Below are 26131 nucleotides of genomic sequence, written 5' to 3' on the forward strand. Positions count from 1 at the left end.
ATTTATACTGTACTTAAAACATCAATAATCAATCTTCTTATAGATTTACAGATAACATGTATCTTAGCATTCTAATTATTGAAAAAGTGAAAAAGCAAACACATACTCTTTTAAAAAACATATACGGTTACGAGAATTTTCGTCCTTTACAAGAAGAAATTATAGACAGAACCCTAGAAGGAAAAGACAGTTTTGTATTAATGCCAACTGGAGGAGGAAAATCTATCTGTTTTCAAATCCCCGCATTAATTTTTGATGGAATTACCATTGTAGTTTCCCCACTTATTTCATTAATGAAAGACCAAGTACAAGCTTTAAAGGCAAACGGAATAAAAGCGGATTTTTTTAACAGCTCTAACTCTACACAAGAAGAAAACGAAGTTATTAACAAAGCCATTAACGGAGAAATACAGCTATTATATTTATCACCTGAAAAATTAATATCAGTAAGCAATACCTGGTTAAAAGAACTCAACATAAAATTAGTTGCTATTGACGAAGCCCATTGTGTAAGTATGTGGGGACATGATTTTAGACCTGAATATACACAACTAAAAGTATTTAGAAATTCTATACCACACGTACCTTTTATGGCATTAACCGCCACGGCGGATAAATCTGCTAGAAAAGATATAGAAACTCAACTAGGTTTAAAAAATTCAAAATTATTTATTTCTTCTTTTGACAGAAAAAACTTAAGTATAGAAGTAAGAGGACAAGTACAGAAAAAGAAAAAACTACAAGAAATTACCAGTTTTATAAAACGAAGAAAAAACGAAAGCGGTATTATTTATTGTTTAAGCAGAAAAAATACAGAGGAAGTAGCAAACTACCTTAAAAAAGAAGGGCATTCTGTAGCGTTTTATCACGCAGGAATGAATCATGAAGAAAGAGAAAGCACGCAAACCGATTTTATAAATGACGATGTAAAAATAGTGGTTGCCACTATCGCCTTTGGGATGGGAATTGACAAATCGAATGTTCGTTTTGTAATTCATTATAATTTACCAAAAAACCTAGAAGGTTATTATCAAGAAATAGGAAGAGCAGGAAGAGATGGATTACCATCAGAAACCATTTTATACTACAACATGAGAGATTTTGTGTTGTACAGCCAATTTGCAGATGGCGGCGCAAACAGTGCCATGCAAAAAGAAAAACTAAATAGGATGCTTCAGTTTGCAGAAGCAAAATCATGCAGAAGAAAAATATTATTATCCTATTTTGGAGAACACCTTACTGAAAATTGCGGCAATTGTGATGTTTGCGAAAATCCACCTCAAGATTTTGACGGTACTGTTTTAACTCAAAAGGCACTTTCTGGAATTGCTAGAATGAAAGAAAAAGACGGAATTACGATGCTGATAAATGTATTACGAGGCAGTAATAATGCAGACATTCACACAAAACAGTATTACAATTTAAAAACCTACGGAATTGGTAAAGATGTTAGCTTTTTTGATTGGCGAGATTATGTAATTCAAATGGCAAATCAAGGTCTTATAGAAATTATGTATAGCGAAAATTCTGCTTTAAAAATATCACCCATCGGGTGGGAAGTTTTAAAAGGAGAAAAAAAAATACGCTTAACTACCCCTGTAAAAATTGATGATAAACAGAAAAAAGAAAAAGCAACAAAGATTACCACTGAAGGAGAAACAAATAAAGATTTATTTACAGGACTTAAAAAAATAAGATACGCCATTTCTAAGGAAGAAAAAATGCCCGCTTACATCATTTTTAACGATAAAACATTAAAATTAATGGCAAGTGAGCTTCCAACAACAGAAAATGAATTTTTAGCAATTTCTGGTGTAGGAATGAATAAAATGGAAAAATATGGTGAGGAGTTTATGACTGTAATTCGTAAATTTAAAAACGTAGCCAAACCCAGAAAAATTACCACCATACAAAAAACCTTTAATTTATATAATTCGGGATTAAATCCTGCAGAAATTGCAGAAGAAAGAAGTTTATCTATAACCACTATATTTTCACATTTATCTCAGCTATACATGGAAGGAAAAAATGTGAATTTAGAAAAACTTGTAGATAAAAAAGTGGTAGACAAAGTACGAGTTGCTTTTAATGAATTAGACAGAAAAATAGAACTGAAACCAATTTACGACAAACTAAACGAAGAAGTTTCTTACGGAGAAATAAGACTTAGCATTACACTCATCCTAAAGAATGAATAGATCTGATTAAAACAATAGACTCTCTAAAAACAAAAAAAGAGAAAACTCTATTTAAGACAATCCAGAAATAACACCATCATTATCAATTGTCATATTTTCTGATGCTGGAATAGTTGGCAACCCAGGCATTCTCATCATTTTTCCTAAAACAGGAATAACAAACTGTGCTCCTGCCGCAATTTCAATTTCTCTAACAGTTACCGTAAAACCTTCTGGCCTACCAATTAACGCTTGATTGTCTGAAAATGATTTTTGTGTTTTAGCCATACAAATAGCAAAATCATTAAACCCTAATCTATCAATTCTTCTTAAATTTAATTGCGCCAACTTACTATACTCCACCGCTACTGCTCCATAAATTTCTTTAGCTATGATTTCTATTTTATCCTTTATAGGGCTTTTCCAATCATATAAAGGTTTAAATTGACTTGCTTTATTTTCAACAATATTTACAACAGCTTTTGCTAAATTGGCTGTCCCCTTTCCTCCTTTTGCCCATCCTTCAAACAAAACAGCTTCAACACCTAAACTTGCACATTTATCTATTACAAAATTAACCTCCTCGTTAGTATCGGAAGTAAACGAATTAATTGCCACTACAGGTTCTATATGGAACTTTCTAATATTTTCTATGTGCTTTTCTAGATTCTTAAATCCTTCTATCACCTTTTCTAAATCTGGCGTATTGTATGCTTCTTTTTTAGCACCTCCATGATGACGTAAAGCTCTAATTGTTGCAACCAAAACCACACATTTAGGATTCAATTTTGCAAAAGTAGATTTAATATTTAAAAACTTTTCCGCACCCAAATCTGCACCAAAACCAGCTTCTGTTACCACATAATTAGACAAAGACAACCCCATTTTTGTAGCTATTATTGTATTGGTTCCTTGCGCAATGTTTGCAAAAGGTCCGCCATGAATAATTGCTGGATTCCCTTCTAACGTTTGTACAAGGTTAGGTTTAATAGCCTCTTTAAGCAAAATAGCCATGGCATTTTCTGCTTTTAAATCACGTGCAAAAACGGGTTTATTATCAAAAGTAAATCCTATAAAAATATCGCCCAAACGTTTTTTTAGATTTTCTAAATCAGACGCCATACATAAAATAGCCATCACTTCAGAGGCAGGTGTAATATTAAAACCATCTTGTCTCGGCACCCCATTAGAAGTTCCTCCAAGCCCTATCGTTATATCTCGCAGTGCCCTATCATTCATATCAATAACCCTTTTCCAAAGAATAGTTCTAGGATCTATATTTAAGTTATTGGTTTTACTCTGTATATTATTATCAATTAAAGCAGACAATAAGTTATTTGCTTTTTCTACCGCATTAAAATCACCTGTAAAATGCAAATTGATATCTTCCATAGGTATTACCTGAGAATATCCTCCACCAGCAGCCCCACCTTTCATACCAAAAACAGGCCCTAAAGAAGGCTCTCTTAAAACCACTGTTGCTTGTTTTCCTATTTTATTCAACCCTTCGGTTAAACCAATAGAAACCGTTGTTTTTCCCTCACCAGCAGGAGTTGGTGTTAAAGCCGTCACCAATACTAAATTATTATGAGCCACTTTTTCATCATCAATTAAAGATAAAGGTAGTTTTGCTTTATATTTCCCATACATTTCCAATTCATCATCATCTACACTTAATTTTTGAGCAATTTTTGTAATATGTTGAATGGTATTTGCTTGTGCAATTTGAATATCGGTTAAATGTGTCATATTTATAATTTACGCCTCGTTACATTATCAATTTCAGTGATTAAATATAATCAATTTTAAAACTTTATAAAAATAGAATGTTTTTATATTAAAAAATTACAGATAACACAATTAACTAAAAAATTTTTATGTTAAAATAAGATGCTTTATTTGAGAAGTAGAAAGCAATCTTTTTTATATATTTGACACATGCAAGCAAAATGGTACTTTGGTACTTTATTTTTATTATTCATTTACTTCGGAGCATTCCAAGATCAGGTTTCTATACCTAATCAAGAAATTGCTTTAGAATTTGTTGACTCTAAAACAAACGATAAGGATATAGAAAACACTATTGCAAACGTAAAAGAAAAACTATTAAAAGTAGGTGTTGCAAATATAACCATCAACAAAACCCAAAAAGGTACTTTAAAAATTTCTTATTATAGTACTATTACTATTGATGCTGTTAAAAAAGAACTTGTAAAGGACACTCAATTCGTTTTAAATAAAGATTCTGACAACGAAGAACAAAGTGAAAACTCTTCTAATTACAATATTGATATCTATGAATTAAAAAATCAAACGGATATTTCTAATTTAGATGATAAATTTGTTTTTGAAATTAAGTATAATTCAGACAGATTTACAACTTTAGATTATTATGCTCTTGCCAAAAATGTTGATCCATACAAAACAGATCAACTTTTTAAAACAGCCTACAAAATCAGTAAAAACCATCCATTTTCTAAGGATAGAACTTCATACAAAGAACCTGAAGTTAGAGCGGGACCCAAAAACTATACCAGCTAAAAAACGTATTGACTTATGTTTTTTTCATCCCCTTTAAATTAATGAGTATCATACTCATAATCACACAAAAACAATCAACAAAAATAATTGTCAGGTTATACGAGAAACTATATATTTGCTCGTTTTAAAAAAAAGTCGACAATAAAATAAAGAACATGCAAAACAAAGGACTTATTAAGTTATTCGCAATCCTTTTTGGATTAGTGAGTTTATATCAATTATCATTTACGTTTTTAGCCAATAAGGTTGAAGATGATGCAGTTAGTTATGCAGAAAGTAAAGGAGCTGATACAGATGCAAGACAAAGAGCTACTTTTGAAAGAAAGTACTTAGATAGTGTTGCCAACAAAGACATCATAAACTTAGGTATTACACAATACTCTTACAATGATGTAAAAGACAAAGAAATGAATCTTGGTCTTGATTTAAAAGGTGGTATTAATGCTATTTTACAAGTATCTGTAAAAGAAGTTTTAAAAAGTTTATCTAACGATTCTAAAAACGTAGTTTTTAACCAGGCTTTAGAAGCGGCAGATGAAGCTCAAAAAAACAGTAATGCTACATACTTAGACTTATTTTTTCAAGAATTTGAAAAAGTTGCAGGAGACACTAAATTAAGTGATCCATCTATTTTTGGAACCAAAGCTTTAAGTGAGAAAATTACTTTTAATGAAGGTAATGCTACTGTTAAAGCAACATTACAAGAAGAAATTAACAGTTCTATTGGTACTGCTTTTGAAGTATTAAGAAGTAGAATTGATAAATTTGGTGTTACACAACCTAACATTCAAAGAATTGGAAATTCTGGAAGAATTCAAATTGAATTACCAGGAGCAAAAGATATTGAGCGTGTAACTAGATTAATTACTAGTAAAGCAGAATTACAATTTTGGGAAGTATATACCAATGCAGAAATTCAAAATTTCTTTTTTACAGCAAATAGTAAAGTTGCAGAAATTTTAAAAGACAACACCGTTTTAGAAAAAGCAATCGATTCTACTAAAAAAGATGATATTGATGATTTATTAGGTGAAACAAAAGATTCTACAGACGTAAATCAAAAAAACCTTTTTACGTATTTATATCCTAATGTAGCACAATCTCAACAACAAATGAGCTCTTTAGTTGCTCAGGCTAGAGTTTTAGATACTGCTACTGTAAATAGTTTATTAAAAAGAAAAGAAGTTAGAGCTTTATTACCTAACGAATTAAAATACGTTAAATTCTTATGGGACTATAAAGCCAATAAAAGTACAGACGGAACAGAATTAATAGGATTATATGCTATTAAAGGAAACCGTAACGATAGAGCTACAATTGAAGGTGATGTAATTTTAGATGCTTCTCAAGTATTTGACCAATTAAACAAACCAGAGGTTAGTATGACTATGAATAGTTCTGGTACTAAACAATGGGCTAAAATGACTACTGATAACCAAGGTAAATTTGTAGCTGTTGTTTTAGATAACTATGTATATACAGCGCCTTCTGTAAACACACCTATTACTGGTGGTAGAACTTCTATTTCTGGTGGAAGTATGACAATTTCTGAAGCAGAAGATATTGCTACCGTTTTAAAAGCTGGTAAATTACCTGCAGCTGCAAGAATTATTCAAGCAGAGGTTGTAGGACCATCTTTAGGTCAAGAATCTATAGATCACAGTATTCAGTCATTTGGTTTGGCTATTTTCTTAGTATTAGTTTGGATGATTTTATACTACGGTAAAGCTGGTTTATACGCAGATATTGCCTTAGCAGTAAACATCTTATTTATTTTCGGAATATTAGCTTCTTTCAACGCAGTATTAACATTACCTGGTATTGCTGGTATTATCTTAACCATTGGTATGTCTGTTGATGCAAACGTTATTATCTTTGAGAGGATTAAAGAAAGTTTGTCTATTAAAAAAGGATTAAAACAATCTGTAGAAGAAGGTTTCTCTATTAAAGGAGCTTTATCTGCAATTATAGATGCAAATATTACTACTCTTTTAACAGGTGTAATTTTATATGTTTTTGGTACAGGACCAATTAAAGGTTTTGCCTTAACATTAATGATTGGTATTGCTACTTCTTTATTTACAGCTGTATTTATTACACGTTTATTAATTGACAGAGCTGTTGATAAAGGTGGTAACTTAACATTTAACACTTCTATCTCTAAAGGATGGTTCCAAAACATAAATGTAGAGTTCTTAAAGAAACGTAAAATTGCATACTTCATTTCTGGTGCTGTAATTCTTGCCGGAATTATTTCTATATTCTCTATCGGATTAAAACAAGGTGTCGATTTTAAAGGAGGACGTTCTTATGTTGTTCGTTTCGACCAAACAATGAACGCAACGGAAGTTGCATCTACCTTAAAAGACGCTTTTGGTACTGCTCCAGAAGTAAAAACATATGGTTCTGATCATCAATTAAAAATAACAACGGTTTATAAAATTGACGAAGAAGGACAAGATGTAGATGACCAAGTTCAAAATGCATTATTTACAGGATTAAAATCTTATTTAGGAAACACTTCTTACGAAGACTTTAAACCAGGTTTTGAAAAAGAAGGTTCTGGTGTAATGAGCTACATGAAAGTAGAACCAACCATTGCAGATGATATTAAAACATCAGCATTGTATGCCGTTCTAGGATCTTTATTAGTAGTTTTCTTATACATATTATTACGTTTTAGAAAGGTATCTTTCTCTATTGGTGCTGTAGTTGCAGTTTTCCATGATGTTTTAATTGTATTAGGTGTATTCTCTATTACTTACAACTTTATGCCTTTTGATATGGAAGTTGGACAATCTTTTATTGCAGCAATTCTAACGGTGGTCGGTTACTCCCTAAATGATACGGTGGTAATTTTTGATAGAATTAGAGAATTTACTGGTACACATCCTAACTGGAAATATAGTGAGGTTGTAGACAAAGCATTAAGCTCTACATTAGGTAGAACCATAAACACTTCTTTAACAACATTATTAGTAATGTTAGCAATCTTCTTATTTGGAGGAGATTCTATTAAAGGATTTATGTTCGCATTAATTGTTGGTGTAGTAGTTGGTACATATTCATCATTATTTGTGGCAACACCAGTAATGTTTGATACTTCTAAAAAAGAAGAAAAAAATAATTAAAATTATTTTAAGATATATTAAAACCGTTTTTAATTTGTAACTATCAGATTAAAAACGGTTTTTTCATTCAACATATAGTTATTAAATTTGCAATCCAATGAGTATTATTAAACTTCAAGACTTACACTTTAAACCTTATATAGATGAGGAAGAAATTGCTGCTATTGTAAAATATTTAGCAATACAAGTAAAAGCAGATTTGCCTAAAGGCGAAATTCCTCTTTTTGTAGGAATCTTAAATGGTTGCTTTCTATTTGCTGCAGATTTTATTAGAGAATTTAACGGAAACTGTGAGGTTTCATTTGTAAAATTAGCTTCCTATAACGGAACCTCATCTACAGATAACGTAAAAGAGCTAGTTGGTATTAATGAAGACTTAACAGGAAGAACTGTAATTATATTAGAAGATATTATAGATACCGGAAATACACTTCAAGAAATTTATAATATCTTTAGAGATAAAAATGTAAAACAACTAAAAGTTGTAACGTTATTTTTTAAACCAGACGTATTTAAAAAAGAATTACCAATAGATTATATCGGAAAAAGTATTGAAGATAAATTTATTGTTGGTTACGGATTAGATTACAATGGTTTGGGTAGAAATTACCCAGCAATTTATCAATTATCAACACAACCCAAAATGAAAAACATCGTATTATTTGGCCCTCCAGGAGCAGGAAAAGGAACACAAGCAGAATTTTTAAAAGACATGTACAACTTGGTACATATCTCTACAGGAGATGTATTCCGTTTTAATATTAAAAACCAAACAGAATTAGGGTTATTAGCTAAAAAATATATGGATGAAGGAGATTTAGTTCCGGATGAAGTAACTATTAATATGCTAAAAGCAGAAGTAGAAAAAAATGCAGATGCTAATGGTTTTATTTTTGATGGTTTTCCTAGAACAGAGTCTCAAGCAAAAGCTTTAGATACTTTTTTAGCTGAAAAAGGAGAACAAATAAACGGTATGGTTGCTTTAGAAGTGCCAGAAGATGCTTTGGTAACTCGTTTATTAGAAAGAGGAAAAACAAGTGGTAGAACAGACGATACTGATGAAAGTAAAATTAGAAATCGTTTTAACGAATACAATACAAAAACAGCTATTTTAAAGGATTATTTTGACGCTCAAGATAAATACTACGGAATTAACGGTGTAGGTTCTATTGATGAAATTACACAACGTATTGCTAAAGTATTTGATACTTTATAAACCGTTTAACTGTTAAATTGTGTAAAAGTTTAATAGGTAAACTAAAATTAATTACACGCTTAAACAACAATTATGACTGAAGGAAATTTTGTCGATTACATAAAAATCTATGCTTCTTCTGGTAAAGGAGGCCAAGGTTCTATGCACTTGCATAGAGAGAAGTATATTACCAAAGGTGGACCCGATGGTGGAGATGGTGGACGTGGAGGACACATTATTTTACGCGGTGATAAAAATATGTGGACCTTGTTTCACTTAAAGTTTAAACGTCATTTTAGAGCAGCAAGTGGTGGTGGCGGAAGCGCTAGTAGAAGTTCTGGTGCAGATGCAGAAGATATTTATATTGATGTTCCTTTAGGGACTATTATAAAAGATGCAGATACAGATGAAGTAATTGTTGAAGTTACAGAACACCAAAAAGAAATAATTTTATTACGTGGAGGAAAAGGAGGTCTAGGAAACTGGAACTTTAAATCATCTACCAATCAAACACCAAGATACGCACAACCTGGTATGGATGGTTTTGATGGTTGGTTTAGAATGGAGTTAAAGTTATTAGCAGATGTTGGTTTAGTTGGTTTCCCAAATGCTGGAAAATCTACTTTATTATCTGTTTTGACTTCTGCAAAACCAAAAATTGCAGATTATGCATTTACAACGCTAAAACCTAACTTAGGAATTGTAGAACATAGAAATCATCAAACATTTGTAATTGCAGATATTCCTGGAATTATAGAAGGTGCTGCAGAAGGAAAAGGTTTAGGACATCGTTTTTTACGTCATATAGAACGTAATTCTGCTTTGTTATTCTTAGTTCCTGCAGATAGTGATGATATTAATAAAGAATACGAAATTCTTTTAAATGAGCTTAAAAAACACAATCCAGAATTATTAGACAAAGACAGGTTACTGGCTATTTCTAAAACGGATATGTTAGATGAAGAATTAAAGGCAGAAATAAAAGCAGATTTACCTAAAGGTGTAGAAACCATCTTTATATCATCTGTAGCTGAAATAGGTTTACAAGAATTAAAAGATAAACTTTGGGCAATGTTAAACCAAACAGTGTCATAGTAAAAATTCTTTTTTAAGAAGTTAAACTTAGAATCTACCTATAGATTAAAAGGTTATAATTTATGCATTTAGCATTAATTATAACCTTTTTTTTTCATGGTAAAATTAAAAAAGAATAATAGATTACTTAATACTTACAGAAACCAAAAAGAACCTTTTTAAATTTAAAAAGGTTCTTTTTTATTACTTGAAAAAAATTGGGGAAACTAAATATTTAAAAATCATACCACTGAGCAAGCATTGTAGTGTCATCAACAGGAATTAGACCTAATGTATTTTGATTTGCATTTAAATTTTCTTTTTTCTGTATATAAAAACCACTATCTCTAAATAAGAACTCTAACAATGGCAATGCTCCGCTTCTTCTACTGGTATTAACAGGTACTGTTTCTAAAAGTTTGACTATTTTATTACCAATAGCTGTTTCTGTAATAGTATATGTACAAGGAAATCTCAAAGAGAATTCTTTAGCCCCAGAAAAATAATAAATGTGTACATAAGGAGCTGTATCTAAATTCCGAATATAAACTCTAGAGATTCTACGCCCAGACTGAGTATCTATAAAATGTTGTACAAAATCATTAAAGAAATTTACAAAAGGCTCACTAGATTGGTCTATAGATGTAAAGTCACTATTTGTTCTTAAAACTCTAATACTATTGTTACCACTCGGCTCATTTCCAAAATCATAAAAAGGTAATAAAAAATTTAATTCATCAGCATAATTTAAAGTCATTTTAACACCATCAAACTCAGCTACAAACTCATCATTATCTACACTATAAATAAACTCATTTAAAATTACATTATCTATTTCTATTGCAGGACTAACAATAAAACCAGTAGGTGTAGGTGCAATACCAAATTTAAAATCTGTAATTGTAGCATCTTTACTTATTGCTGTAACCGTAGCAAATCTTCTAGCATCATTAAGAGAAAAACCATATAAAGTAGTTTTACCTCCGCTTTCTAAAGTTAAATTTCTAAAAACAGATTTTAATGGATCTTTTGGAATATATGTTTCTAACATTGTCTTATTTAAACTTGTTAAACTAGCCCAATCTTCTTTAGACGCTTTAGAGAAACGGATGATAATATCTCTGTCTCTATTAGATTTAAAAAGAATATCTTCTCCGTCTGTTTTAAAGTATAAAAACTCAAAACTACCTTTATATCCCTGTCCTCTAAGATCATCATCAGGATAATTATTTGAATCTGATAGCTCATGAATTACATTTTTTGTTGTAAAAGTAAGCTTAATGGTAGACCCCAATGTAATATCATACAAACTAGCTGTAGAAACGTCTGGTGTTCCAAAATCAGAATCCATAATAACTTCTGAATCACTTATAAAATCAAATAAAAAAGTAAAACCACCTAGTTCTGTATCATCTGTAAAATAAGTTGTTTTCCAACCATTTTCTGAGCTTTGTAGAGATGTTTTTAACTCGGATATGCTCTTTTCAATTCTAACTGTTGGTACATCTTCAAACAACAGTTCTGGATCACTATTATCTTGACAGCTGTTAAACACTACAAGACAAAAAGCTAAAATTAATTGGTATTTATTTATTTTAAATTTTTTCATGTTCTTTGTTTTATTTAATTGCTTCTAAAATATTATCTGTAGCTAATTGCTGTAACTCATATAAATCTATATCAAAAGATTTCTTAAAATATTCTGCCACAATTGCTTCTTTTGCTTTTATAAGAGCAATAGCATTTTCTGCTTGTGGAGTTGCTGTAATTGTTGCTCCTTGGGTTGCAGCATCTATTTCTGCTTGTGTAGCATCAGAATCTAAATTAGACAAGGCAGTAGAAACTGCATTACTTATAATTTTAGCTTTAATATTATCTAAAATTTGCTGATACTCTGCTGCATTGTTCGTAAGAATGGTTTCTACCATTTCTGCGAAATCTTCTCCTTCATTTAATCTTGCATAATCTGTTATAAAACCAAGACTATTAGCTATATCAAAACGCTCTTCTTCATTAGCTGGATTAAACCATTGTGCTGTATAACCACTAGGTGTAATTTGTTTAAAAGCCTCTTCATCATAACGAACTTGTTGATTTAAAATGTGTGTATATTCATGCTGAATTGTTTGTATAAACCTTGTTACTTGACTCTTATTTTTAACATCTATTAAATCTGTTTCAAACAACACAATATTCTTTCCACCTTCTGCAAAACCTAAAGTTCTAGTTCCACTAGGATTTAGATTTGTACCACCTACCAATACCATTTCTCTTGGTGCAATTATTTTTACAAAATCTTCTCCTCCTAATTCTGTATAAGTATCAATCCAAACTTTTTTAACAACTTTCATAATAGGCACCACTTTCTTTAAAGTAGGAGGAAATAAATACCTATCTAAATCTACTCTACCTTCATCCCATTGATAGTTTACATCAATATTATATGGATTGGTAATATTTTCTCTTAACCACAGATCTGTAGAATTTAAATCTGGTGTTTCTGTGTTTAAGTTACTTTCTGTTAACTTATCATTATCTTGAGTACATGCTGAAATAATTCCGAAAATTAAAACTGCTACATATATATATATCTTTTTCATAATTATCTAGGATTTGGAGTTAGTCCGAAGTTTATTGCAGATTCTGGAACTTGTAATTGTCTTCTTAAATCATCTTTAGGCAATTCTACATCTATATCATCTTTTCTATAATATCTTTTAATAGCAATGTTAAATCTTCTTACATCAAACCATCTTACCCCTTCGTGATAAAATTCTTTTTGTCTGAATTTTAAAATAGCATTGATAAAAGAAATTTGTTTATCATCTTTAAACGTATAAAACGGTGTTAATTCATCTGGAGTTACTGGAAACAAATTAATTACCATTTCTTCCGTTAAAACATCTGTACCACTGTTATAACCTTCTGTTTTCTTTGATAAAAAAACATTTAAATCTTTTAAACAGTTGGCATAATCTTCTTGCATTGCATAAGCTTCTGCTCTATTTAAAAGAGCTTCATCATTACCAAATAACACCAAACCAGTATACCCTCTACCGGTTCCTGCAGATTGATTTGTTACTTTAAAATACTCATCAAACTTAGGGTTATTAAAACCTTCACTAGAACCAAAAATATCATAAGCCCAACCTTTACCAAAAGGATTATCTGCCTGAAAAATTGCATCAGAATTTATATTTGACAAACCATAATTGGTTCTCCAAAAATTTCTTCCCCACCACGATGATGTAGAACTAATAAGGATGTTAGAATCTTCTAAAGAACTACTGTACTGAAGCGCTCTCTGTGAATACGATAAATTTTGATATGCAAGTAAATCTCTTATTTGCGCTTGCGGATTGGTTAAAATTTTGTTGGTGTAAGAAATAACCTCATCCCATGCACCTTTGTATTGATAAAACCTAGCAGCAAAAGCATTTGCTGCTGCTTTAGAAAAATGGAATTTGGCATTTTTTTCTCTGTCTTCTATTAAATCGATACCTTCTAATAGATCTTTTTCTATAAAATCATATACTTCTGCAACCGTATTTCTTGTATAACTTTGTATTAAAGCCGTTTCTGGTTCTGTTACATAAGGCACCCCTAAATCTGATTCTGAAGTAGCAGGATTATAATGTTTACCCCAAAAATTAACCAACATAAAATGTGCATATGCTCTTGCTATTAAGGCTTCTCCTTTTTGTGCATCTAAATTAAATTGCCCTCCTAATTCTTCTATAGAAGCTAACGCTTGATTAGCTTGTGCAATTGCTTCGTATGAGTTAGACCAAAAAAATGTAGGTGAATCTTGGTCTTCTGCCAAACTAGTTTCCCAAGTAAACATTTGCTCTCCAAGTAAAACATTTATGTAACTTCTTATATTTGATCTAGAAGTAGCATTATCTGACATTATTTCTGCCATTAACTGATAGTTTCCTTCTGAATAGGCTCCAGTAACTAAGGCGCTTATTTTTTCTGGAGAATCTATTTCTGCTCTATTATCTGGTAATTCAGATAAATAATCATCACAACTAATTAATAAGAATAAAGATATAATTGTGGTTATTTTTAAAATATTTTTCTGTATTTTTTTCATTGTAATATATTTTATAGTCCAATATTTAAAGACATTGTAAATTGTCTAGTTATAGGTAAAGCAACACCACCTGTGCCATAAAATTCTGGATCTTGTCCGTTTAATCTATCATCCGAATACAATAAAAACAAGTTGGTACCTTGTAATTTTAATTTTAAATGAGAAAGACTTAATTTATCTAATACATCTTTATTAAAACTGTACCCTAAAGAGATGCTTTTCATTCTTAAAAAGTCTCCATTAGCTACTCTTGCATCGGAAAAATTATAAGCGTTGTAGGCTCTAGACAAATCGCTACTGTTATAAATATTATTATCTCTAACATCTATAACTTTAGGAATATTGGTAATGTTTTCATCTCCAGGTAAAACCCATCTATTAATACTACTTTTTGTAAATACATTTGTACCAGAATAAAAGTTATCTAACGCAGGGTTTAACCTTACAACATTACCTCCAGAACCTGTGATTAGCATATTCAAATCCCAATTTTTATATTTAAATGAATTAGAAAAACCACCCGCTATATTTGGCAACACAGAACCGTTGTACACTAAATAATCTGTAATATTAGAACTGTCTTGAAAATCTACATCGGTAACTGGATTATCTCCTTCTGGTAAAATAAATGTTGGTATACCGTCTGAATTTAATCCATCAAACTGAAAAGAGAATAAAGAATTGTTTGGATACCCTTCTAATTTTCCTCCTTGAAGTCCAACAACATCAATTACTCTTGGTTTGTTCTGTAATTTCGTTATTTCTTGATCGAAAAAAGAGAAGTTTAAAGAAGTTGTCCAACTAAAATTATCTGTCTTTACGTTGGTTGATGTTAAAGCAAACTCGATTCCTTTTTGAGTGGTATCAGAATTATTTCCTGTTTTAAAAAATTCTCCTCCAATACCAGAAGTTCTCACAAAATCTATATTATCAAAAATATCTCTTTGGTAGACATCTGCTGTAAATTGAATTCTATTATTAAATAAACCTAAATCTACACCAATGTTTAATTCGTGTTGTTTTTCCCACGTTAATTCAGAATTTTCTAAATCTTGAATATCTAAATACGTTTCTCTTTCAGATGGCGTTAATCTATCTGTAATTTCACTTCTAAAAATTGCCAAAGAATTGGTAGCAGGACCAGGTGAAGCACTTAAACCATAAGACGCTCTAAATTGTAGGTTATTAATAACATCAGATTTTTGTATAAAGTTTTCTTCACTTGCATTCCATTTAGCACTAACAGTACCTGTAGGCAACCATCTAGATTTAGAACTTCTACCTTGTCTGTTAGAACCATCATACCTTCCTGTTAAAGAAAAAACATATTTATCATTATACGTATAAGTAGTTCTACCAAAGAAAGCAACCGTTCTTTCTCTTTCTCTACCCAACCCAAAATAGTTTCCTCCTTCTGCAACTACTTTTTCTAATAATCTAGCATCTGTAAATGGTACAAAACCGTTTTCATATTGTAAACCATAACCCGTAAAATTCTCGTTATTTCTATCTACATATCTTAATTCTTGACCTAATAAAGCATTAAAGTTATGTTTTTGATTAAAATCTTTCTTTAATTGAAAACTATTTCTAACATAATAAGAAGTTAAACTGTTATCGAATTTACGGTACAAACCACCCTCTGGAAAAACAGAAATAGGTATCGCATCTGGATTATTTGGGTCTGTATATAAAAAGATATTTGCATTTGCTATTACAGTGGTTTCGTCTGCATTATAGGCTCTAACAACATTAGAGTTTTCTCTAATTTGATGTTCTCTAACACTATTTACATATCTTGCAGATGCATTTAAATCGTACGTAATATTATCAGAAATCTTATAAGATGCATCTAATTGAAAACGAATATCTTTTACATCTAAATCTAATGTATTGTTTTCTAATTCTTCTAAAATATTAAAATCAGCCCAATTATTGGTGTAATATTCTAAATTGCCATCGTTATCTCTTGGTCTTAACGCTCTAGAAGTATTTAATGCGTAACTAAACGGATTGATATCAAAATCTCTACTAAACTGACCGTCTACAACATTTGCTTCTCTATTAAAAGAACCTGGTGCTTTTTGTTTTCTAACAGATGCAACTGTAGCAATTGAAATATTAAACTTATCTGAAAAGTAAAATGTATTCTTTAAGTTCGTTGTAATTCTAGATACTTTATCTGCAACAGACCAACCTGGGTCGTGTAAAAAACCAATAGATGCATAAAAAGAATTATTTTCTCCACCTCCTGTAAAGTTTAGCGTGTGGTTTTGCATTAAAGACTGTCTAAACAATTTTTTAAACCAATTGGTATTTGCTAATTCATAATCCTTTAAAAAAGCACTTCTACCTTCTGCTGTATTTGGCACCCCAAAACCTCCATTAGAATAGCTGTTAATTTTCTTTTCTAAAATACCATAAACTCCAGAAAATCTAGAATTACCAACATCTGGTAACCTTAAATACCCCTGACTTCTTAAACCTTCTAAAATACCAATAGTCTCTTTAGAGTCTAAAATATCGTATTGAGAATACGATGGAATATCTCTTACTGTTTGCTCTAAAGTATAACTTACTTTTAAAGGGCTCTCTCTTTTACCACTTTTAGTAGTTATAACTACAACTCCGTTTCTTGCTCTTGCACCATAGATAGAAGTTGCCGAAGCATCTTTTAAAATATCTATTTTTTCTATATCCGTAGCATTTACACCTGCTATAGAAGAACTAATTAAAGTAGAAGCATCACCAGAAGTTAAGGCATCTAAATCTTGCTCTACAATATCTTCTTGCACCACACCATCTATAACGTACAATGGGTTATTGTTACCAAATACAGAAGAAGAACCTCTAATAGTTATCTGTGGCGCCGCACCAAAAGTTCCGGTAATGTTTTGTACAATAACTCCGGCTACTTTACCTTCTAACATTCTACTTACATCATTAATACCATCAATTTTTAAATCTGCTGCTTTAATGGTTGTTGCTGCTCCAGTAAAACTTTTCTTGTTAATTTTATCGTAACCTGTTGTGATTACAATTCCTGCTAAGTTTTCTGATGATTCTTGTAAGACTACCTTTATAACAAACAAACTACCAACTACAACTTCTTTAGATTCGAAACCTAATGATTGAAAAACCAATATATCTCCTTTAGAAGCTGGTATAGAAAACGCTCCATTAAAATCTGTAGCTGTACCAACTCCTGTTCCCTTTACACGAACAGATGCCCCCATTACAGGCATGTCTTTTTCATCAACTAAAACACCTGTAACTTTTTGTTGCACCGGTTTTTTCTTTAATAATATTGAGCCATTATTATTAAATTGATAAATAACATTACTTGCTTCTAAACTTTTATCTAAAAGATCTTTTACAATGATAATCCCCTTGTGTAAACTAACTTTTGGAAGTTTTTTGAAAATACTATTTTCGTAAACAAATGTATAATCTGTTTGCTTTTTAATTAAGTCAAAAACTTCCTCTACAGATATGGTTTTATCTGTGTCTATTTTAATTTTTGCGTTTTGAGAAACTCCCTCGCTGGGCACAAATGCAAACGAGATTGCGCAGAATAGGTATATGAACGTTTTCATAATAGTTGTTAATAGCTTTTTTCGAAACAGAAAAAAGTCTCCAATAAATTTAATTTCCATAAATTTGTTAAGTGTTTAATTATTAATAAGCATGAACCTAAGGAATTGTGGTTTTAATATTGTGAGAGATAGGTAAACCACGTTCCTTTTTATTTTCTAAATTTAATTTTTGTATTCTTTATTTCATAAGTAATATCTGTTGTATTTATAATTGCATCTAAGACAAATTTTATATCTTGTTTTTTACTTAAAACTCCATTAAATCTTAAATCTTTTATTTTTTCATCTTCAAAAGAGATATCAACATCATAACACCTAGAAAGTATTTTTGTAATTTCTAACAAAGAAGTATTGTCAAAACTAAAATAACCCTTTACCCAAGAAATTTTTTCTTTAGCATCTACCTCTCTCTTTTTCATTTCTAATGTTAAAACATTTAAAATGGTCTCTTCATTAGGTTCTAAATACATTTTTACTTTTTCGTTATTTTCAACCAAAACTTTACCTTCTAATAAGGTTGTTGTTATTAGATGATCTTCCGGATAAGCTTTTACATTAAAATGGGTACCTAAAACAGATACTTTCTGTAAAGAATTTAAAACACTAAAGCCATCTCCAGAATTAATTTTGCTTGGTGAAACTTCAAAATAAGCTTCTCCATAAATTAACTCTACAGTTCTTGGCTGTCCTTTTATAAAGCTTACCGGATATTTAAGCTTAGATTCTGAATTTAACCACACTTTAGTTCCATCTGCCAAGGTTAAAGAAAATTCTCCTCCTTTTTTGGTTGTTAGATAGTTGTAGATAATTTTAGGTTGCGTTGCAACTTCTTCTAATTGCTTTGTAGAGTGCTTTTTATATGCAATACTTTTATCTTCACTTTTAAAAAGAGCGTTTTCTATTTTATGATCTTTAGAAAGAAGTATTTCCTCACCATCTTCTAAAGTTAGTATTGCTTTATTACTATAACCTGTAGGAGTACTTATTTCTGAAGTGTTTACTTTTTTATTTAGTGGGTTAAATAAATAAGATATTGAAAACAATAATGCAATTGAAGCTGCTGCTGCATAATATTTCCAAGTGGTATTTTTTGTAATTTTTACTTTACCCTTTATTGCATTCCAATTCTTTTCTTTATCAAAAAGGTATTTTTCAGAATTCTTGTTTTCTAGTACACTTTTAAAATACGCTCTATGTTTTTCAGATTCTGAATACCATTTATTAAATTCTACGTTTTCTTCTTCAGAAAGCGTATTGTTTATCTTTTTTATTATTAAGAAAAATTCCATTTTAAAAATGTCTTTTTTTAAGTGTAATTATAATTTGTAATTAAATACTATACACTAAAGACAACGTAAAACTAAAAAAGGGTGACAAAAAAATCAATAAATTTTAAAAAAAATTCAAATTAAACCAACATCAAAGCAAAAACATTGATAAATATTAACCAAAAAAGCAAAATCACTAAAGAATCATTAATCCTAATTTTAACTCTTTTCAACTGTGTTTTAACCGTATTTAAAGAAATATTTAGTTCTTCTGCAATTTCATTATACTTGTAATCTTCTATAAATTTTAATTTAAAAATTTTTTGCATTTTTAAAGGCATCTCATCAACAATTGCTAAAACCTTTAAATAAAGAGTATTGTTATCTTCTGTAAAATTAGGTAATTCTACACGGTCTATTAAAGATCTACTATACTCAATGTAATCTTGGTTATCTGTAATTTTTATAGATTTTAAATGATTAAGGCATCTATTTTTAACCATTACAAATAAGTAAGCTTTAAATGATGTTTTTATTTCTATTTTTTCTGAATGTTCCCAAACATAAACAAACACTTCTTGTACAATATCTTCACTAACTAAAAAATCTGATACATATCTATTAGCAAAAATTACTAAATCTTGAAAAAATAAATCATAACATTTTTTAAAAGCAACGGTATCTTTCTTTTTTATTTGCGCTATTAAAAGATGGTTATTCATAAAAAATATACTAATTAGCTTTTTTCTAAAAATACTTTTGTCCTATAAAACAAGCTTGTATTCTTATTTTAAAGGACAAAGAAGGTTATAAGTATTTTTGTTAGCCGTAAATATAAAACATTAAATATAAATTAATTTAATGTTACTATAATTCTCATTTTTAAAGAAGATTATTACGAAACCGTTACATTTAATGCATCAAAATAACTTAAAAAGTAAATTATACACAGAAAAAAAAGCATTTCTACAAAAAAACACTAACCTTAAAATAGCCTTATTATCCGGTTTAAAAAAATTATAAAGAGTAAATTAATAAATTGGCCAAATAAACTTTTTTTATTCTTTTAATTGAATTCTAATGGGCAACCTATATTTTGTAGTAACGGGGATACCTCTTTTGTTTGCAGGATAAATTTTGGGCAATTTATCTACACACGCCTTAAGTAAACTATCTAGTTTGGGCAATTCTCTTTTTATGGTATCTGAAGACTGAATAGCACCTAACAAAAAAATTCCTTCTGCATTTATAACTAAATCAACATAAATAATTTCATCAATAGAGTCCTTAATAGACAATGAATTTTTTTGCAACTCCGCTCCTATTTTCTGATGAATGGTTGTTCTAAAACAATCCATTTTTTCTTGTTTATCAATAATAGCATCACAAACCTTAAAAGATGGAAAAGTATCTACAGAAGAAAAATCTACAATCGTATCTAAATCGGATGTATTTTTATCCTTTGGAGGGCAAAATAAATCACACGAAGTGATAAAAACCAACATTATTAAAAAAGATAAACCCCTTAAAAACATACTTATATTTAGAGTGTGAATTTACTAAATTTTGTTGACTTGTACTTTAAACTTTTTAAGCCTTAAAAAAAAGCCAATTTTAGGTATAAAAACAACTTATATTTAAAAATGAAAAAGCCGAAGCTTACACCTCGACTTTAACTATTTCAAATAATTATTACACTTAATTTTTCCTTTTCATAGATGTATTAATTTACTATTATTGAAACCGGAATTGAATATTTTACCCCCACTCTTTTACCTTCATGTTCACCAGGAATCATTTTAGGCAACGAATTCATTACCGCAATAACTTCTTCCTTAAGATCTTTATGTGGTGCTCTTACATTTACATCTACTACATTTCCTTCTTTATCAATTTTAAAACCTATAAAAATCCTTTTCTTCCCTGCTTTTAAACCCAATTGATTTGGTAAATCTGCATTAAAATTTCTTGTAAAATGTTTTCTAACCATTATAGAAAAACAATCTTTATCACCTGATTCACAACCTGGAAAAGTTGGTACTTTATCTATAGCCATAAATGAAACTTCTTCCGTTTCTACCAATTGTTCTTCACTATTTCTTGGCATTTTAGAAAAATCAAGAATGGTTGCTAAAGTTTTTCTTCCATTTTTCTTTTTATAAATCTTATGTTTATACATGGAAGAATATTTTTCATTCTTTACAGAATTAAATCTATTCGCAATCTTATCATATTCCTCTTTTTCTTCAACAGTTAGATCACTCAGACTAACTTCTACTCCTTCAGGAATTCCAGATCCAAAATAAGAATCTAAATAAGTTTCATTTTTACCCTTAGTAGCAGTTACACCATCCTTCATTTCAAAATATCTAGTTTGCAACTCTTTTTTTGCAACAACATCTTCCTTTACTTCATTTTCTACACAAGAAGTGTAAAATAACATACTCGCCAATACCGGAATTAACACCAAATACTTTAACTGATTCATTTTTTTTGATTGTGTTTTTTTCATCATAATAATTCTTTTTTTAATTAAGTTTTTTTTATAAAATTGATTGACAAACGCTATGTTTTCAACTTGAAAAAAGTTGGATAGTAAATTATTGATATACATTTCTTTTGTGGCTGATTTTACTGCGACTTCGTCAGAAATATATTCATGTAATAGTGTTATTCTCTTTTGATACATAAAAATCATTGGGTTAAACCACATTATGATTTTTAAAAATTCGAAGAATATTAAATCTAAAGAATGCTTTTGTTTACTGTGCACCAATTCATGTGCTATAATTTGTGCTTGTTGAGATTCTGGAATTTCTTTTCCCAAAAAGATAAAGTTGAAAAATGAAAATGCTTTGGTTTGATTCGGTATTAAAACTATAGTGTAATCAGCTTTTTTTACAACTTCGCTTCTTCTAATTAGGTTTGTTATTTTAAACAGTTTTACTAAAAAAAGCATCAAAAAAAGACTGAATCCAAACCAAAATAAAAGGTGTACATAATTTATAGATTGATACAAACTCGTTTCTTGAATAACATCCTGAATTACTTTTTCTGGTGATAAAACAATTTCTGGTAAATAAATAATAAACTCTTCTGGAACCGCTTTTTGAAACGTAGGAATTTTAATAAAGGGTAAAATAAAAGATACAATTGGTGTACTAATTAAATACCATCTGTTTTTTGTAAAAAAGGTTTCTTTACTTAGAAAGAAATCATAAATAGCCAAAAACAATACTTGAAATAATATGACTTGTAGAATATAATTTATCATCGCTTTTTTATTTTTAAATGTTCTCGATACAATTTTAACAAAAGTCAAAATCACTCGAACTGACAGGAACTGAAAACTGAGACTGCCAACTTATTACTGAATTACTGCTTACTTATTTTCCTTTTTCTGTCATTTCGAATGAGTCTTTTTAGACGATTGAGAAATCTAAAATGAGATTCCTCTTCGTATCTCATCGGAATGACAGGTTTTGTAAACTGCAAACTGTGACGAAATACCGCCAACTGAAGACTGAATTACTGCCTACTCTTTCTTATTCACTTCTTTTAAAATAGCTTCTAGTTCCGCAACATCCATTTTATTTTCTTTCACAAAAAAGGAAACCATACTTTTAAAAGAACCATCAAAATAACCGTTCATTAATTTGTGTAAACTCTGGTTGCTATATGCTTCTTTTTCTATTATTGGGTAATAAATAAAACCTCTCCCTACAGGTTTATGACCAACAAATTCTTTGGTTTCTAAAATTCTAACAATGGTAGAAACGGTATTATATGCAGGTTTTGGTTCAGGTAATTTATCTATCACTTCTTTTACAGATGCTTCTTGTAAATCCCATAAGACTTGCATAATCTGCTCTTCTGCTTTTGTTAATTGTTTGCTCATAATTATAACTAAGTTTTTAGTTCAATAATGCAAATATAACTAAATATTTAGTTTGAACTAATTTTTTAGTTAATAATGTTTGTAACATAAGTTAACTATAATCGTCTTATAATTAGAAAACTGTAGATGTCTATTGACTTTAAACCTGTATAATTATTAAAATTTTTATGGATATATTTTTATTACTATTAGGATTCCTTTTTGTTTGCTTAGGCATTATTGGGGCTTTTTTACCCGTTTTACCCGGACCTTTAACAAGTTGGGTAGGCTTACTTTTATTACATTCCACTAAAATAATTCCGATGGATTGGACTTTTTTAGGAATTACTTTAGCCGTTGCCATTCTAATTTGGATTCTCGATTACTTTATACCCGGAATGGGCACAAAACGTTTTGGCGGCACCAAATATGGAGTTTATGGCACTACAATTGGTTTATTTGTCGGTTTGTTCTCTCCTATTCCATTCGGAATGTTAATTGGTGCTTTTTTGGGTGCCTTTATAGGAGAATTACTTTATGATAGTAAAGACACAAACCGAGCTTTAAAAGCTTCTTTTGGAGCGTTTCTTGGTTTTTTAGCTTCAGCTACTATTAAGTTTTCTATAGCCGCAATCTATTTTGTGTTATTTATAATTCAGTTTTGGGAGTTTAAAGAAGCATTTTTTTAAATACTATTTTTATTCTCAATAATTCATGAGAAGCGTCATTACGAGGAGGAACGACGAAGTAATCTGTTTATTAAAATTACCGTTTTCTATATTTAGAGATTGCTTCATTCTTCGCAATTACGATACAATTCCTTATCTATTATTACATATAATTTAAAGATTAATATAAGTCTGCAAAAAAGTCTAGCCAAGATTAACTCCAATTTAATATTTTTTTGAGTCGTTGAATGCTTCGCATTTAAAGTGGCATCCTTTTTATACCTTTTTTAAAATTGTCATTGCGAGGCACGAAGCAATCTGCTAATCAAAAAGAGATTGCTACAGTTTACAAAAAAGTAAACTTCGCAATGGTAGCATAAAAGATATAGCCTTTCAACTTCGCTCAATATAAATTCCAAGTTGGAAATAGCTATTAAAAAAAACAGCGTTTAAAAGAGAAATTGGTAATTTATACAAAAAAACGTGCTTTCTGTTCACAAAAAGGCATAAAAAAAAGCGTCCCGTTTCAGGGAAGCTTTCCATTGGTTAACAAAACCACGACGCTTTTACTAAAGCGCCAAAACAACACAACTAATGCTGCCCTAACAAAAAGCAGCCGACAAATATACGATGTTTTTAAATATTCTCAAATAAAGATGTTGTTTTTAATTTTATTCTCAATTGTCTATTAATTCATTTGATTGTATCTTTGCAATCTTAAATAAACATCAGAAAACTAAACAGCAAATGCAATTATCAGAACAAGAAGTTGTACGTAGAGAAAAGCTCGTAAAATTACGCGCTTTAGGCATCAATCCTTATCCTGCAGATTTATATCCTATAGATTCAAATTCGGCAAAGATAAAGCAAGATTATGCTGAAGGAAAAAAGGTAATTATTGCTGGTAGACTAATGTCTATTAACATACAAGGAAAAGCTTCTTTTGCACAATTGCAAGATGGAGAAGGTAGAATACAAGTGTATTTTAACCGAGATGAAATTTGTACTGGTGAGGATAAAACGTTATACAATGATGTTTTTAAAAAATTAATAGATTTAGGTGATTTTGTAGGTATAGAAGGGGAGTTGTTTACTACTAAAGTAGGTGAAAAAACAGTGCGTGTTAAGAACTTTACATTGTTAAGTAAGTCTTTAAAACCATTGCCTTTACCAAAAGTAAAAGACGGTGTTACTTATGATGCTTTTACAGATCCTGAATTACGTTACAGACAACGTTATGCAGATTTAGTGGTAAACCCACACGTAAAAGAGGTATTTATAAAAAGAACTAAATTGTTTAACGCAATGCGTTCTTTCTTTAATGATGCTGGTTATTTTGAAGTTGAAACTCCGGTTTTACAACCAATTCCTGGAGGTGCAGCAGCAAGACCTTTTATAACACATCATAACTCATTAGACATTCCATTATACATGAGAATTGCTAATGAATTGTATTTAAAAAGATTAATTGTTGGTGGTTTTGATGGTGTGTATGAATTCTCTAAAAACTTTAGAAATGAAGGAATGGACAGAACTCATAACCCTGAATTTACAGCCATGGAAATCTATGTATCATACAAAGATTACAATTGGATGATGGATTTTGCTGAGCAACTTTTAGAGCATTGTGCTATTGCTGTAAACGGAACTTCTGAAGCTAATTTTGGTGAACACAAAATAGACTTTAAAGCGCCTTATGCAAGAGTAACAATGGCAGATTCTATTAAACATTTTACTGGTTTTGATATTACTGGTAAAACAGAAGCTGAAATTAGAGAAGCTGCTAAAGGCATGAATATTCCTGTGGATGAAACAATGGGAAAAGGAAAATTAATTGATGAGATTTTTGGTGAGAAATGTGAAGGAAACTACATTCAGCCAACTTTTATTACCGATTATCCTAAAGAAATGTCTCCGCTTTGTAAAGAACATAGAGACAACCCAGAGTTAACAGAGCGTTTTGAGTTAATGGTTTGTGGTAAAGAAATTGCCAATGCATATTCTGAATTAAATGACCCAATTGACCAACGTGAGCGTTTTGAGCATCAATTAAAATTAGCTCAAAAAGGAGATGATGAAGCAACTGAATTTATTGATGAAGATTTCTTAAGAGCTTTAGAATACGGTATGCCACCAACGTCTGGAATGGGAATTGGAATGGACCGTTTAATTATGTTCTTAACAAACAACCAATCGATACAAGAAGTTCTTTTCTTCCCTCAAATGAGACCAGAGAAAAAAGCGGCTGCAGTAGAATTAAATAGCGATGAAAAAGCTGTTTTAGCGATTGTTACCAAAGCAGAAAAAATAGATTTAAACGACTTAAAAGTAAAGTCTGGTTTGTCTAACAAAAAATGGGATAAAACCATTAAAGGTTTAACAAAACATAAAGTTGCAAAGGTGTCTAAAACAGATGAAGGTTTGTTTGTAGAGCTTGTGTAACAATATTATTACGAATTGTCATTCCGAAATAAGCTTTTTTTAGGCGATTGAGGAATCTCATAAATT

The 26131-nt window shown here is 30.2% G+C and carries 17 protein-coding genes; 7 read left to right on the forward strand and 10 right to left on the reverse strand.

All coding sequences use genetic code 11. From position 1 onward, the window contains the following. The first annotated feature begins 86 nt into the window (after window positions 1-86). A complete protein-coding gene (gene recQ, locus WHD07_RS06890; RefSeq protein ID WP_343330572.1) occupies window positions 87-2198 on the forward strand; it encodes a DNA helicase RecQ in 2112 nt (703 codons plus the stop codon). Between the two features lie 51 nt (window positions 2199-2249). Here the strand turns inward: recQ and WHD07_RS06895 are convergent, their stop codons facing one another. Continuing rightward, the gene (locus tag WHD07_RS06895) at window positions 2250-3926 is read right to left on the reverse strand and encodes a formate--tetrahydrofolate ligase (RefSeq protein WP_343330573.1); all 1677 of its coding nucleotides are present in this window, start codon (window positions 3924-3926) and stop codon (window positions 2250-2252) included. A 189-nt stretch (window positions 3927-4115) separates the two neighbouring features. On the opposite strand from WHD07_RS06895, the gene WHD07_RS06900 reads away from it, so the two are divergent. From WHD07_RS06900 to obgE, 4 genes are all read left to right on the forward strand, one after another. Next, on the forward strand, window positions 4116-4718 hold the full coding sequence (locus WHD07_RS06900) for a hypothetical protein (protein ID WP_105050374.1): 603 nt from the start codon (window positions 4116-4118) through the stop codon (window positions 4716-4718). 155 nt (window positions 4719-4873) lie between these two features. Continuing rightward, window positions 4874-7849 (forward strand): protein translocase subunit SecDF, encoded by a 2976-nt coding sequence (secDF, locus tag WHD07_RS06905; RefSeq protein WP_343330574.1) that lies wholly within the window; start codon window positions 4874-4876, stop codon window positions 7847-7849. Between the two features lie 97 nt (window positions 7850-7946). Beyond that, the gene (locus WHD07_RS06910) at window positions 7947-9065 is read left to right on the forward strand and encodes an adenylate kinase (protein ID WP_343330575.1); all 1119 of its coding nucleotides are present in this window, start codon (window positions 7947-7949) and stop codon (window positions 9063-9065) included. A 72-nt stretch (window positions 9066-9137) separates the two neighbouring features. After that, complete coding sequence (gene obgE / locus WHD07_RS06915) at window positions 9138-10139, forward strand: GTPase ObgE (protein WP_105050371.1); 1002 nt, start codon at window positions 9138-9140, stop codon at window positions 10137-10139. A gap of 214 nt (window positions 10140-10353) precedes the next feature. Here obgE and WHD07_RS06920 read toward each other — a convergent pair whose 3' ends face one another. The 9 genes from WHD07_RS06920 to WHD07_RS06960 all read right to left on the reverse strand — a co-directional run bounded on the left by WHD07_RS06920 (window position 10354) and on the right by WHD07_RS06960 (window position 22976). Beyond that, window positions 10354-11727, reverse strand: coding sequence for a DUF4302 domain-containing protein (locus WHD07_RS06920; protein ID WP_343330576.1), 1374 nt, complete (start codon window positions 11725-11727; stop codon window positions 10354-10356). Window positions 11728-11737: 10 nt separating this feature from the next. Further along, window positions 11738-12718, reverse strand: coding sequence for a substrate import-associated zinc metallohydrolase lipoprotein (locus WHD07_RS06925; protein WP_343330577.1), 981 nt, complete (start codon window positions 12716-12718; stop codon window positions 11738-11740). 2 nt (window positions 12719-12720) lie between these two features. Next, on the reverse strand, window positions 12721-14214 hold the full coding sequence (locus tag WHD07_RS06930) for a RagB/SusD family nutrient uptake outer membrane protein (RefSeq protein ID WP_343330578.1): 1494 nt from the start codon (window positions 14212-14214) through the stop codon (window positions 12721-12723). A gap of 11 nt (window positions 14215-14225) precedes the next feature. After that, a complete protein-coding gene (locus WHD07_RS06935) occupies window positions 14226-17810 on the reverse strand; it encodes a SusC/RagA family TonB-linked outer membrane protein (protein WP_343330579.1) in 3585 nt (1194 codons plus the stop codon). A gap of 149 nt (window positions 17811-17959) precedes the next feature. Further along, entirely contained in the window at window positions 17960-19099 is a 1140-nt protein-coding gene (locus WHD07_RS06940; protein ID WP_343330580.1) for a FecR family protein, read from the reverse strand. A gap of 119 nt (window positions 19100-19218) precedes the next feature. Then, a complete protein-coding gene (locus tag WHD07_RS06945) occupies window positions 19219-19800 on the reverse strand; it encodes an RNA polymerase sigma-70 factor (protein ID WP_343330581.1) in 582 nt (193 codons plus the stop codon). A 336-nt stretch (window positions 19801-20136) separates the two neighbouring features. Continuing rightward, on the reverse strand, window positions 20137-20613 hold the full coding sequence (locus WHD07_RS06950; RefSeq protein WP_343330582.1) for a hypothetical protein: 477 nt from the start codon (window positions 20611-20613) through the stop codon (window positions 20137-20139). Between the two features lie 188 nt (window positions 20614-20801). Then, the gene (locus WHD07_RS06955) at window positions 20802-22352 is read right to left on the reverse strand and encodes a M56 family metallopeptidase (RefSeq protein ID WP_343330583.1); all 1551 of its coding nucleotides are present in this window, start codon (window positions 22350-22352) and stop codon (window positions 20802-20804) included. Window positions 22353-22613: 261 nt separating this feature from the next. Beyond that, a complete protein-coding gene (locus tag WHD07_RS06960; protein WP_343330584.1) occupies window positions 22614-22976 on the reverse strand; it encodes a BlaI/MecI/CopY family transcriptional regulator in 363 nt (120 codons plus the stop codon). Between the two features lie 167 nt (window positions 22977-23143). On the opposite strand from WHD07_RS06960, the gene WHD07_RS06965 reads away from it, so the two are divergent. Both WHD07_RS06965 and lysS read left to right on the forward strand, forming a co-directional pair. Further along, complete coding sequence (locus WHD07_RS06965) at window positions 23144-23644, forward strand: DUF456 domain-containing protein (protein ID WP_343330585.1); 501 nt, start codon at window positions 23144-23146, stop codon at window positions 23642-23644. 726 nt (window positions 23645-24370) lie between these two features. Then, complete coding sequence (lysS, locus tag WHD07_RS06970) at window positions 24371-26065, forward strand: lysine--tRNA ligase (protein ID WP_343330586.1); 1695 nt, start codon at window positions 24371-24373, stop codon at window positions 26063-26065. Window positions 26066-26131 lie beyond the last annotated feature (66 nt).

Source organism: Polaribacter staleyi (assembly GCF_038024045.1).
Taxonomy (GTDB): domain Bacteria; phylum Bacteroidota; class Bacteroidia; order Flavobacteriales; family Flavobacteriaceae; genus Polaribacter; species Polaribacter butkevichii.

Bases quoted from the DNA above. Each gene is read 5' to 3' on its own strand.
- WHD07_RS06895 (WP_343330573.1), bottom strand. From the start codon at position 3,926: ATGACACATTTAACCGATATTCAAATTGCACAAGCAAATACCATTCAA.
- WHD07_RS06900 (WP_105050374.1), top strand. From the start codon at position 4,116: ATGCAAGCAAAATGGTACTTTGGTACTTTATTTTTATTATTCATTTAC.
- secDF (WP_343330574.1), top strand. From the start codon at position 4,874: ATGCAAAACAAAGGACTTATTAAGTTATTCGCAATCCTTTTTGGATTA.
- WHD07_RS06910 (WP_343330575.1), top strand. From the start codon at position 7,947: ATGAGTATTATTAAACTTCAAGACTTACACTTTAAACCTTATATAGAT.
- obgE (WP_105050371.1), top strand. From the start codon at position 9,138: ATGACTGAAGGAAATTTTGTCGATTACATAAAAATCTATGCTTCTTCT.
- WHD07_RS06920 (WP_343330576.1), bottom strand. From the start codon at position 11,727: ATGAAAAAATTTAAAATAAATAAATACCAATTAATTTTAGCTTTTTGT.
- WHD07_RS06925 (WP_343330577.1), bottom strand. From the start codon at position 12,718: ATGAAAAAGATATATATATATGTAGCAGTTTTAATTTTCGGAATTATT.
- WHD07_RS06930 (WP_343330578.1), bottom strand. From the start codon at position 14,214: ATGAAAAAAATACAGAAAAATATTTTAAAAATAACCACAATTATATCT.
- WHD07_RS06935 (WP_343330579.1), bottom strand. From the start codon at position 17,810: ATGAAAACGTTCATATACCTATTCTGCGCAATCTCGTTTGCATTTGTG.
- WHD07_RS06940 (WP_343330580.1), bottom strand. From the start codon at position 19,099: ATGGAATTTTTCTTAATAATAAAAAAGATAAACAATACGCTTTCTGAA.
- WHD07_RS06945 (WP_343330581.1), bottom strand. From the start codon at position 19,800: ATGAATAACCATCTTTTAATAGCGCAAATAAAAAAGAAAGATACCGTT.
- WHD07_RS06950 (WP_343330582.1), bottom strand. From the start codon at position 20,613: ATGTTTTTAAGGGGTTTATCTTTTTTAATAATGTTGGTTTTTATCACT.
- WHD07_RS06955 (WP_343330583.1), bottom strand. From the start codon at position 22,352: ATGATAAATTATATTCTACAAGTCATATTATTTCAAGTATTGTTTTTG.
- WHD07_RS06960 (WP_343330584.1), bottom strand. From the start codon at position 22,976: ATGAGCAAACAATTAACAAAAGCAGAAGAGCAGATTATGCAAGTCTTA.
- WHD07_RS06965 (WP_343330585.1), top strand. From the start codon at position 23,144: ATGGATATATTTTTATTACTATTAGGATTCCTTTTTGTTTGCTTAGGC.
- lysS (WP_343330586.1), top strand. From the start codon at position 24,371: ATGCAATTATCAGAACAAGAAGTTGTACGTAGAGAAAAGCTCGTAAAA.